The 12,416-nt window shown below is 41.1% G+C and carries 7 protein-coding genes; 2 read left to right on the forward strand and 5 right to left on the reverse strand.

Features of this window, described 5'->3' with window-relative positions; translation table 11 throughout:
* Nucleotides 1–137: 137 nt before the first annotated feature.
* A complete protein-coding gene (locus H3U73_RS07870) occupies nt 138–2,795 on the reverse strand; it encodes an autotransporter outer membrane beta-barrel domain-containing protein (protein ID WP_198190315.1) in 2,658 nt (885 codons plus the stop codon).
* An 808-nt stretch (nt 2,796–3,603) separates the two neighbouring features.
* Between H3U73_RS07870 and H3U73_RS07875 the strand changes: the two genes are divergently transcribed.
* Entirely contained in the window at nt 3,604–5,982 is a 2,379-nt protein-coding gene (locus H3U73_RS07875; protein ID WP_198190316.1) for a glucose/quinate/shikimate family membrane-bound PQQ-dependent dehydrogenase, read from the forward strand.
* 107 nt (nt 5,983–6,089) lie between these two features.
* Here the strand turns inward: H3U73_RS07875 and leuS are convergent, their stop codons facing one another.
* The 4 genes from leuS to H3U73_RS07895 form a co-directional block, all read right to left on the reverse strand.
* Nucleotides 6,090–8,729 carry a leucine--tRNA ligase gene (gene leuS / locus H3U73_RS07880; RefSeq protein WP_198190354.1) on the reverse strand — a complete coding sequence of 880 codons (2,640 nt, stop codon included), beginning with the start codon at nt 8,727–8,729 and terminating at the stop codon, nt 6,090–6,092.
* A gap of 345 nt (nt 8,730–9,074) precedes the next feature.
* Nucleotides 9,075–10,832 (reverse strand): phosphoenolpyruvate--protein phosphotransferase, encoded by a 1,758-nt coding sequence (ptsP, locus tag H3U73_RS07885; protein ID WP_084550395.1) that lies wholly within the window; start codon nt 10,830–10,832, stop codon nt 9,075–9,077.
* Entirely contained in the window at nt 10,832–11,101 is a 270-nt protein-coding gene (locus tag H3U73_RS07890; protein ID WP_084550392.1) for an HPr family phosphocarrier protein, read from the reverse strand. Before H3U73_RS07890 ends, ptsP begins: the two co-directional genes overlap by 1 nt.
* A 1-nt stretch (nt 11,102) precedes the next feature.
* Nucleotides 11,103–11,507 carry a PTS sugar transporter subunit IIA gene (locus H3U73_RS07895; protein ID WP_084550455.1) on the reverse strand — a complete coding sequence of 135 codons (405 nt, stop codon included), beginning with the start codon at nt 11,505–11,507 and terminating at the stop codon, nt 11,103–11,105.
* Nucleotides 11,508–11,946: 439 nt separating this feature from the next.
* Between H3U73_RS07895 and H3U73_RS07900 the strand changes: the two genes are divergently transcribed.
* Nucleotides 11,947–12,234, forward strand: coding sequence for a tRNA (cytidine(34)-2'-O)-methyltransferase (locus H3U73_RS07900; RefSeq protein WP_084550390.1), 288 nt, complete (start codon nt 11,947–11,949; stop codon nt 12,232–12,234).
* Nucleotides 12,235–12,416 lie beyond the last annotated feature (182 nt).

Raw genomic sequence — 12,416 nt, forward strand, 5'->3', positions numbered from 1 at the left:
TTCCTATATACATTGACCAATAATCAACTAAACACCAAAATGGTGGTACCAGAATTATCCGGCACCACCATGATTAAACCTACTTTTAAACATCAGTCTTCGCTAAATTTTAGCTTTAGTCAGTAATAACATTCTGGTTAAAAGTTGTAACGATATCCCGCATTAATCTGCTTCTGATTAAATTTGTTTCCTGCAGAATAAACCATATCACCATAAATATGATGCTTCCCATTCAGCCGCACATTAATTCCTATACCGTTATCCCACCAGTTACCACCAAAATCATACTTTTCTTTTGCAACACGATTAAAGGTATAAGATGTTTTTCCATCAAACTCTCTCAGGTAACCCGTTTTAAAATATACATCCACCGGGTTTTTACCACTCTGAATAGTATAACCTAAAATAAGACTGGCGCGCCCTATTAATGAATTATAACTATCTAGTCTGGTTCTTAACCCATTGGTCGCATTAATGGTGGCACCATTCTGATGCGAAAAAGTAAGCTGAGCCTGTGGTTCTAAATACCAACCCTCATCCGCATTTCCTGCACCGGATAAATGAATACGTTTGCCTACTTCTGCTCCTATGGAAAAACCATTGGTATTGCCATCTCCTTTAACATGATAGCCTCCTGCGGTCATACTATTGAACTTGTTGGTCATATGCATATACTTGACTAAACCATCAAGATAAAAACCATTCTGACTTTGTAACGTACCATATAATCCCAATGAATAGCTTTTAGTACTGCCGTCACCAACGTTGTGATCAACTTCACCACGGCTTAGTCCGCCCATTAAACCATAATATAGGTTCACTTTATCGTAATTCAGTTTACGGTCCAGCCCCATCTGTAATCCATAATAATCCATATCAAAACCAGATAACCGATTATCATTAAACGAGTTCAGTTTCCCTGTATATATACGCCCCCATACTTTACCGCTCGCTGTATCATCGGTACGGATTTGTCCCATACGCTGCAATAAAGTTTGTGTTTCAACATAACTCATTAAATAATTTGAATTAAGAATATTGGCCGAATTTTTTGCTGTATTAGTTAAATTTGGTTTGGAACCTGGCTTTGTGTCAGAGCCACCTGATGTTCCATCACCATTACCGGTGTTGCCTGAGCCACTGCCACCATTATCGTTGCTGTCTGAGCCGGCTCCACCTTGACCGATGTCGTTTGAGCCGCCAACAGGGCCAGATGCAGACAATATCCAGTCTGAACCGTCAGGATTAGAATTGCCAAATTCGTCTAAAGTATTAAATTCATAGCCACCAATATCTATTGCTGAGGACGATAAACTAAATTTAGCATCACCACCATTGGTTTCAACCAGTTTAATTTTTTCATTTCCGGTGACTGCAGCTGCGCCTGTACCTTGATCATTGATGATAATTCGATGATTACCTGTTGCCTGTTTTGCACCGGTAATTTTCAGCATATCACTATTTAACTTCGTGCCAATTGCAGTTCGCATTTCAAACACGCCATTACCAGCCAGCGAACCTGTTGTTAATGTCATTGCATTTGTACCGTCAAGCTTCTGCGCGGTGTTAGATGTATTATTATAGTCATAACCAAAGCTGACTTTGGCATCATCACTAAGTTTCAGAGAGTTAATATTTGAGCTGCTTGTCATTTTCCACTGGCTATGGCTACCGGAAAGGCCAAGATTAATCTCACCTGCACCACCATCATTGTCTAAAGAGCTTAATAACATTGATCCGTCAGTCAGAGTTAAATTGACTACTCCTTTATCCCGAAGATCTTTATTTTCACTTGAAAAAATATCTCCAATAATTTCTGATTTACCATTAATCGTCACTTTACCAGCAGTTGCTTCTATAGCCTTAAAGTCTTTAGGATCCTGAACAACGATACGGTTACCATTTGAACCATCATTAATCTCTAATTTGCCTTTGTGCTGATCCATTAAAATTGCGGTACCACCCTTAATGGTGAGGTTAAGTCCTTTATTAAATTTCATAACATCACCTCTATCTATACCATCAGAATCTTCCACTAAAGGCGATATTTGTTCAATAGCAATACCAGCACCATAATACGTGTACTCCTTGTTGCCGGATTTGATTGTACCTGGCTTAGTTGTTATATCAATGTTTACTTTATCATTAAAAATTAATTCATTACCTGCGACATTTGGGCTCTCTACTTTCTGCGAAGCAATGCCTATACTTGCCGTCCCTTCAATCTTTATATTTACCTCATCATTAAACGTACCTGTTGTACGTTTAGTTCTGGAAGAATTATAAGCAGATATACCTATGTTATAGTCTCCGTCTGGGCTATATTCTTGGCCTTTTATGGTTACTTTCCCGTTAAACTTACCGTTTCCTTCACTGGGCAGATACATACCACGACCACTTGTAATATCTATGTCAAGATCACTATTTGAAACCAAGTTAGATCTACTTGATAAATAAATACCAAAAAAACTATTATAGTAATTATTAGATTTCCGACCTTTAACTTTAAATAAACCACCATTGATAGTTGTATTTTTGTCGGAAGCTGCGGCAAGCCCCATTCCGCTACTACTATTCTGATCAATATCAATATGTGGTTCTGTTTTGTTTGTTATATCTATAATTAAATCGTCTGAAATTTTTATTCCAGTTTTTTTGTAATTCCCGATATTAGTATCATTAATATTTGTCTCTGCATTTACTGCTACCGGGAGTAGTGCCAGGGTTCCTAGTGAAAGTTTAAATACTAATGTATGTATAATTGAATTTAATTTTTTCTGCTTAAAGTTATTCATTTTCATGCCTGAATCAATGTTTTCAAATTGATGTTTATTAAATAAGTTAACAATATTTGCGTATATTAAATTTAATTGATTTTAACATTTATAATCATTTTTTAATATTTGCATATTATGCAATATTTATTAAAAAAAATATATATAGAATTATTCAGTTATTTCAAATATATATTAAAACATCTTATGCAAATAGTTTTCATTAATAATTATAATAGTACTAATAAATATACATTAGATGCACATTTATTATCCTAAGGATAAATTTTTATTTACAGTATTTAGAATCCACAGCAGATTAAACGCTAAATTTATTTAAGTATTATTAGCCCTGTAAATTTATCTTTTTAACTCAAGATTATTATTTGAATAGATAAATCTGCAAATTGCCTGGATTTAATCACGAGATATCATTCAGACCAGAAAATTTTAAATATTTAGTTTAACCTACACCGTTGTGGCGTTAATTCCGGTACTAGTATGCATACTTTTTCAAAAAGCCGATTAATTTTTGACTGCTTATAGTATTTTCTATTTAGTACACAAACTATTATCTATAATAATTTTATATCATGATATTTATTATATTTATTTCCAATAATAATCATAAGGTAAAAAAATGGCAGTGCCATCCTGATGTAAAAAAATAAGCTGTGCTTGCGCTTTGAAATACTTGCCCTGTTTAACCAGATTCTGAATATTATAGTAAATTTTCTATTCATTAATATATATACATTTTCATCTTATATATTGTTTATTATAATAATTTTAGCAGTATTTTTTATAAAAACAGGTTAACAGAAGTATTATGAAAATATTTACATCATTTTTCGTCGCCAGAATAATCACTTTGCTGGTACTTTGGCTAACTGTTATCTACCTGCTAATTGGAGGGATATGGCTAATATGCCTGGGTGGTTCGCCCTTTTATGCCATTATTGCCCTGTTACTGAGTCTGTTTACTGTTCTGTACCAGTATCAGCGCAGTAGCTGCCTGTGGTTATATGCAATTATTCTGTTTATTACGCTAATCTGGGGTTTATGGGAGTCTGGCACCGATTTCTGGGCATTAGCACCGCGTTTTGACCTACTGTTTCTGTTTGGATTATGGCTTTTAACTCCGTGGTCAACACGGCATTTATCAGCGTCTGGAAATGGTAAAATAATTATTACATTAGCATTAATTACTATACTGGGTGTGATGTTCTACAGCATCAGCCATGATCCGCAGCAAATTAATGGCACCATTACTCGCCTCCAGCCAGCACCGGCAGCAGACGATAATGGTGTCGCAGCGGAAGACTGGCCGGCGTATGGTCGTACTCAGGGCGGAACACGCTATTCACCATTAACTCAAATCAATACCGCTAATGTTAAACAGCTTAAAGTAGCCTGGACTTACCATACCGGTGATTTCAAAACTGCTAATGATTCAGCAGAAACCACTAATGAACTAACACCGATCAAAATCGGCAATAAACTCTTTATCTGTACACCACACCAGTTTCTGGATGCTCTGGATGCCACTACCGGCAAACGTTTATGGCGTTTTGACCCTGAATTGCGCAGCAACAGAACTTTTCAGCATCTGACTTGTCGTGGTGTCAGCTATTATGATGCTACGACAGCACATAGTTCTGAGACCGCCGCATCCGCTATTTGTCCGCAAAAAGTTTTATTGCCGGTTAATGATGGACGTCTAATTGCCGTCAATGCGCAGACTGGTCAGAAATGTCCGGATTTCGGTCATAACGGTGAAATTAATCTGCAAGCCAAAATGCCTTATGCTTTTTTGGGAGGATATAATCCGACTTCACCGCCTGTTATAACACCTAGTACGATCATTATCGGTGGTTCAGTAACGGATAATCTCTCAACTAAAGAACCTTCCGGGGTAATTCGTGGTTATGATGTCAATAACGGCCAATTAAAATGGGTATTTGATACTGGTGCGGAAAACCCGAATGCGATGCCGGGTGAAAAGACCAATTTCGTGCATAATTCACCCAATGCATGGGCACCTCTGGCCTACGACCAGCAGCGTAATATTGTATATATACCCACCGGAGTAAGCACACCGGACATCTGGGGCGGTCACCGTGATAAGTTAAAAGAACGTTATGCCAATTCTCTTGTGGCACTGAATGCCTCAACCGGTAAACTACTATGGCATTTTCAGACTACTCACCATGATCTTTGGGATATGGACGTTCCGGCTCAGCCTTCACTGATGGACATTACAATATCATCCGGTAAACGGATTGCTGCTATTTATGTGCTGACCAAAACCGGTAATATTTTTGTCCTCAACCGTGAAACTGGCCAACCTATTGTGCCAGCTACTGAACAACCGGTACCACAGACTCTGAAATATGGTAAACCGACACAGGGTGAACATTATGCCGCTACTCAGCCTTTCTCAGCTTTAAGTCTGATGCCGAAAGACAAACTGACTGACAAAGATATGTGGGGAGCAACCATGTTTGACCAGCTTCTGTGCCGCATCCAGTTTAAGCGCTTAAATTACAATGGCATTTATACACCACCTTCTGAAAATGGCACACTGGTATTTCCGGGTAATCTGGGGGTATTTGAATGGGGTGGTATATCTGTCAATCAGGATCGGCAAATTGCTCTAATGAACCCAATCGGACTGCCCTTCGTTTCCCGCCTGATTCCGGCTAATCCCGACAGGGCTCAGCAAAAACAGGGTGCCGGTACTGAGAATGGTATCCAGCCGATGTATGGTGCTCCTTATAGGGTAGAAATTAATCCTTTTCTGTCACCAATAGGCTTACCTTGTAAACAACCGGCATGGGGATTTGTTGCTGGTGTTGATTTGCAGACTAACCAAGTAGTGTGGAAAAAGCGTATTGGCACTATTCGTGACAGTCTGCCGAAATTATTTGAATTACCACCATTGAAAATTGGCGTTCCGGGTCTGGGTGGTTCAATATCCACATCGGGTAATATTATGTTTGTTAGTGCAACGCAGGACAACTATCTGCGTGCATACGATACCAGTAACGGAGATTTATTATGGCAGACACGTTTGCCGGCCGGCGGACAGGCTACACCAATGACGTATGCCGTTAATGGTAAACAATATGTAGTACAAATGGCCGGTGGTCATAGCTCATTCGGTACGAAGATGGGAGACTATCTGATCGCCTATACTCTACCCTGAATTATTTGCGCTACAGGCGCCAAATAACCTGGGCGTATTTCGCAGTAATTGATTTATGTAATAAAAAAAGACATGTTAATAACATGTCTTTTCATCGGATTATGCGATCAGACAACAATATTGACTAATCGTTTTGGCACAACAATAACTTTTTTCGGTGTTTTGCCATCCACAAATCGTTGTATGGCCGGATCAGCCAGCGCTACTGCCTGTACTTCATCATTACTACTATCGGCAGAAACCGTAATTTGTCCGCGCAGCTTACCATTTACCTGAACCATCAGGGTAATTTCATCCTGTACCAGTGCGGCTTCATCAACACATGGCCATGCAGCATCCCACAGCGTTTTCTGCGGAGACAGCTCATTCCATAATGTTTCACACACATGAGGCACAATCGGCCATAACAGACGCAATACGCACTCCAGCACTTCCTGTGCCACGGCTCGCCCTGCTTCTATAGTGCAATCAGTCCGGTCATACTGATTCAGCAGTTCCATAACCGCAGCAATTGCGGTATTAAATTGCTGCCGGCGACCATAATCATCGGTTACTTTGGCGACCGTGCTATGCAGTTTCAACCGCAGTGCTTTCAGGTCGGCAGACAAATTATCCTGACTGCCGGTAAATGCGGTTACACCTGCACCCTGCTGTAAATAATCATATACAGTACGCCACAAACGGCGCAGGAAGCGATGAGCACCCTCTACCCCGGCATCTGACCACTCCAGTGATTGCTCAGGCGGTGCGGCAAACATCATAAACAATCGCGCAGTATCCGCACCATAGCGGTCAATCAGCTCTTGCGGATCCACACCATTATTCTTGGATTTAGACATTTTCTCAATGCCGCCGATACACACCGGTTTACCATCTGCTTTCAGGGTTGCAGCCAGAGGCCGGCCTTTATCATCCCGCTGTAAATCCACATCCTGCGGTGCAATCCATTCTTTGCTGCCATTAGCACCTTCACGATAATACGTTTCACATACCACCATACCCTGGGTAAGTAAGCGGGCAAATGGCTCATCTACATTCAGCAGTCCCTCATCGCGCATTAACTTTGTAAAGAAACGGGCATAGAGCAGATGTAAAATAGCATGTTCAATACCGCCGATATACTGGTCTGCATTCATCCAGTAATTAGCAGCCTCTTTGTCCACCATTGCGGTATTGCAATGTGGTGATGCATACCGTACCGCATACCAGCTCGATTCAACAAAAGTATCCATAGTGTCGGTTTCCCGACGAGCCGGTTTACCGCAGCAAGGACAGGTAGTTTCGTAAAATTCCGGCATTCTGGCTAATGGAGAACCGGCACCATCCGGTACCACATTTTCCGGTAAAACAACTGGCAACTGTTCTTCCGGAACAGTGACATCACCACAATCATCACAATGGATAATCGGAATTGGGCAACCCCAGTAACGCTGCCGGGAAATACCCCAGTCACGCAGGCGATATTGTGTTTTCGGTGCACCGGCATTTTTAGCCTGTAAAATCTCACCAACACGCTCAAATGCCGCATAAAAATCCAGACCATCCAGTTCACCGCTGTTAACACACTGTGTCTGCTCTTTACTGCCATACCATTCCTGCCACACGCTTGTATTAAAAGCATCTGTATTCTGCGTAGAGGCAATTACTTGTTTTACTGGTAGCTGATATTTAGTGGCAAATTCAAAATCACGTTCATCATGCGCCGGAACAGCCATTACCGCACCATCACCATATCCCCACAGCACATAATTGGCCACCCAGACCGGCAGCACATCGCCATTAAGCGGATTGATGGCAAAGCGTCCGGTAGGCATACCTTTCTTCTCCATCGTGGCCATGTCTGCTTCAGCCACAGAACCAGCCTTGCACTCAGCAATAAACTGCTGTAACTGAGGGTTATCAGCAGCGGCAGCTGTCGCTAGCGGATGTTCTGCAGCAACAGCAACATAAGTTGCTCCCATCAGTGTATCAGGACGTGTGGTATATACCTGTACAAAATCTGCATACTCACCGGTTAATCCCGCTTTACTGTCTTCAGCTAGTGCAAACCGTACCTGCATCCCGCGTGACTTGCCAATCCAGTTGCGCTGCATAGTTTTTACCTGCTCCGGCCAATGTTCCAGTGTATCCAGACCATTGAGCAGCTCTTCAGCATAATCTGTAATCCTGAAGTAATACATCGGGATTTCACGTTTTTCTACAATGGCACCGGAACGCCAGCCACGACCGTCTACAACCTGCTCATTGGCCAGTACAGTCTGATCCACCGGATCCCAGTTTACTGTTCCGTTTTTCTTATAAATAATGCCCTTTTGGAATAAACGCACAAACAGCCACTGTTCCCAGCGATAATATTCCGGTGTACAGGTCGCAATTTCCCGCTCCCAGTCAATCGCAAAACCTAAACTCTGCAACTGCTTTTTCATATAAGCTATGTTGTCATAAGTCCATTGTGCCGGGGCTACCTGATGTTTCATTGCAGCATTTTCAGCAGGCAAACCAAATGCATCCCAGCCCATCGGCTGCATCACATTAAACCCATTAAGCAAGCGATAACGGCTCAGTACATCACCAATAGTGTAGTTACGCACATGTCCCATATGTAACTTACCCGAGGGGTAAGGAAACATCGACAAACAATAATATTTAGGTTTCGGACTAAAATCTTTAGCGTTAAATAAACGGTATTCCTGCCAGCGCGCTTGTGCAGCCGGCTCAATCTTTTCGGGACAATAATGTTCTTGCATCATGAATTATCAGTTTATTGTATAAAAATAGACCACTATTATAACAGTTTACTCAAGACACAAACTTGCAATTAATCATTCTGGCAATACAGTTATTGAGCTTAGTCCATCAATATTACAATAGCATATTAATTGCATAAAACATTTTTAATATTTATATAGCATATATAAAAATAAATAAAAAAAACCACCGATACCAAGGGAGGGAATATCGGTGGACAATTTGCGGGAAAACACTACTTACTCAATACTGATTGTCAGGCAAAAACAATACTGACAAATTTATTATAGGAACTTCATCATTAAACGCAGTTAAACTGTGCTAAGTCAGACAAAACAATTTATTTAATCCGCAGTTTCAGATAATTCATGTGAAGAATTTAATTTTTTCAATAATTTTAATGCTTTATCCGGATCATCATTACGTAATATTTTCTGTACTTCGGTTTCAAGCATCAGCAGATCACTTTGAATAATCTGATTTTTCACCGCCAGAATATTATTTGCATTCATCGAAAACCGGCGCAGCCCCATCGCCATCAATAACCGTGTATATTGAGCATCACCAGCCATTTCTCCGCACACGGATACTGGTTTATTCAAACGTGCAGCGGTACGAATAATATGCAGCAATAACTTCAGTACCGCAGGATGACCCGGCTGATATAAATAACTCACACTTTCATCATTACGGTCTGCCGCCAGCGTATACTGAATTAAATCATTAGTACCGACTGAAACGAAATCAATCATCTTCAAAATAGAATTAACTGTTAATGCAGCTGACGGAATCTCTATCATCGCCCCAACCTGAATATTTTCATCAAAGGTTTCAAAGCGATCATGTAACTGTTGTTTAGCGGTATTTAGATGAGTTAAACACTGCTGTATCTCTGTTACTGAGGAAATCATTGGCCACATCATGCGCACTGGTCCCAAAACTGCGGCCCGCATAATTGCCCGCATCTGGGTACGGAACATCACAGGTTCAGCCAGACACAAACGAATACCAGTCAATCCCAAAGCCGGATTCATCGTGTGACTGGGACCAAACCAGCGCGGATTTTTATCTACACCTAAATCAATTGTCCGTATGGTTAATGGTTTACCCTTCAGCTTTTTAACCACATCAGCGTATTCGGTATACAGTTCATCTTCTGTAGGCAGAGCATCACGGTTCAGATAAAAAAACTCACTGCGATATAATCCGATACCATCCATACCCAGACTATGCAGTGCTTTTATGTCATTAGCACTTTCAATATTACCCAACAACTCAATATTGATTCCATCTAAAGTTGTTGCTGCCGTATTCTTAAGTTTATTTAACTGCCGTCTTAAGCTGCGAAATTCCCGCAAGCGTCGGCGATATTCCTTTAAAATAACATCATCAGGTGCAATAATAACTACACCCATTGTGCCATCTACAATAATCAGCTCATCTTCATTAATTAATTCCCGTGCATAGCCCAGTGCAATCACAGAGGGAATATCCAGGCTACGCCCAAGAATCGCGGTATGGCTGGTTGGCCCGCCGGCATCAGTAACAAATGCAGCAATACGGCTGTCTTTAAAAAAAACCGTATCTGCTGGCGATAAATCATGGGCAACAAGAATCGTATCTTCTTCAAAATCCTCCGCTTCAGTCACGACTTCTGTCGATAAACCAATCAGATTTTTAAAAATACGCTCAACTACTTGCAGCATATCCTGCTTACGTGCGCGTAAATAATTATCTTCAATTGCATCAAACTGATCTGAAAGTTTATCCGTTTGCAGTTTTAATGCCCATTCTGCATTAACACATTGTGCTTCAATAATATCTACAGGCTCTCTGGACAGACTTACATCACCTACCAGCATCAGGTGCAGAGAAATAAACGCTCCCAGTTCTGAAGGTGCATTCTGCGGAATATCTGTACGCAACTGCTCTAACTGACGGCGAGTTGTTTTGATTGCCTGCTCATAACGGGCAACTTCTGCGGGCACTTCTTCAATCGACAACTCCTGATGTGGCACATCGTCCATACCGCGCACCACCAGATGAGCACGACCGATAGCGACACCGGCCCCCACTGCAACACCATGCAGGACGATACTCATTATTCGTCTTCACCAAAATAATTATTAACCAACTCAACCAGCGCTTGCATTGCCTGACTTTCATCAACACCGTCGGTTTCCAGCTCAATTACACTACCTTCAGCAGCAGCCAGCATCATTAGTCCCATAATGCTTTTACCGTTAACGCGGCGATCTTTCCGAGTTACCCATACTTCGCACTGAAACCGGCTGGCTACCTGAGTAAATTTATTCGATGCCCGTGCATGCAAACCAAGCTTGTTAATAATCTCAATTTCCTTTTTTACCATTTCAAAGCTCATCCTGATTAGAAATAGTCATAATGCCGGCAATAGCAGCAGCTTTAACTTCATCTGCAAATTTATGTACATCATCTACTTTAGTAAAATGTTGAAGTGCCTTAATCAGCATTGGAGCATTAAGACCAGTTAGCAGAATTACATTGTCACTCTGAATTAACCGGCGCACCAGATTACAGGGTGTGGCACCGAAAATATCAGTGAGAATCAATACACCGTGACCATAATCCAAAGAAGCCAGTTTTTCTACAACCTCAGCATGTATACTTTCAACTGAATCACTACTACGTACCCCGATTAAAGTAACATTATCAGGTACAGAACCAAAAATATGCCGGATTAATTGCATATTTGCCTGCCCTACTGTCTCGTGGGTAACAATCATCAAACCTATCATTGTATTACCTATTACCATTTGGGTATTAAGTGTACTGAATAAACCCATTCAATGAGAAATAATCGTACTGACTTTTACTACCCGACAAACAATTGGCTTAATATTTCTGCCTATAAATCTCCCAATCAAAACTTATCATACTAATCACATAACAGGAAGAGTCTATCAGAAGAAAATACGGAATAAACAATATGCACAAAAATGGTTCACAATAACTGCTTACTGCTACAGGGCAGCACAATAATTATATAAATGAAACAATTTTTAAGTCAGATCAGAATCTATTTCAGAACCGTTAAATAGTTATCGAATCGTTTATAGAGCAATCATCTATATAAACTGTAACCAAAAGTTTTTAATTTTTCCTAAATTATATTTCAGCCACTAAAGCTTGTATCCAAAGCTATAGTACATAGTACTTATAGCAGTGAAATTTAAAATGTTCATCGGGATAACCGAAACCCAGACTAATGCACAAGTCTACCTGATAGAAACCTACGGCACTCGCAACTACACTCAGTTCGACTACAGCGACCGCAATCAGCAAATCTACTTCCTCTTCGGTCGCGAAACCACCGGATTGCCACAGGCATTCGCACAGGCACGCGCCGAGCAGTGTCTGCGTATTCCGCAGTCAGAGCACATCCGCTCACTGAACCTGTCCAACGCCGCCGCCATCGTCCTCTACGAAGCACTGCGTCAGCAGTCCTTCCCCTCACTGACCTAGATACAGCAACAGCAGCCTTCTGGCTGCTGCGGTATTGTTTTATTCTCAGTACTTAAAGTAAGAAACCCGGCTGACTAATCAACCGGGTTCTTCTATAGGGAGTCTGGCGGTGTCCTACTTTCACATGGGCAATCCATACTATCATCGGCGCTAGGTCGTTTCACGGTCCTGTTCGGGATGGG

Origin of the sequence: Snodgrassella sp. W8124 (assembly GCF_016100875.1) — a bacterium.
GTDB classification, from domain to species: domain Bacteria; phylum Pseudomonadota; class Gammaproteobacteria; order Burkholderiales; family Neisseriaceae; genus Snodgrassella; species Snodgrassella alvi.

Coding starts and splice junctions, on each gene's coding strand:
- H3U73_RS07875 (WP_198190316.1), top strand. CDS start 3,604: ATGAAAATATTTACATCATTTTTCGTCGCCAGAATAATCACTTTGCTG.
- leuS (WP_198190354.1), bottom strand. CDS start 8,729: ATGCAAGAACATTATTGTCCCGAAAAGATTGAGCCGGCTGCACAAGCG.
- H3U73_RS07890 (WP_084550392.1), bottom strand. CDS start 11,101: ATGGTAAAAAAGGAAATTGAGATTATTAACAAGCTTGGTTTGCATGCA.
- H3U73_RS07870 (WP_198190315.1), bottom strand. CDS start 2,795: ATGAATAACTTTAAGCAGAAAAAATTAAATTCAATTATACATACATTA.
- ptsP (WP_084550395.1), bottom strand. CDS start 10,832: ATGAGTATCGTCCTGCATGGTGTTGCAGTGGGGGCCGGTGTCGCTATC.
- H3U73_RS07895 (WP_084550455.1), bottom strand. CDS start 11,507: ATGATAGGTTTGATGATTGTTACCCACGAGACAGTAGGGCAGGCAAAT.
- H3U73_RS07900 (WP_084550390.1), top strand. CDS start 11,947: ATGTTCATCGGGATAACCGAAACCCAGACTAATGCACAAGTCTACCTG.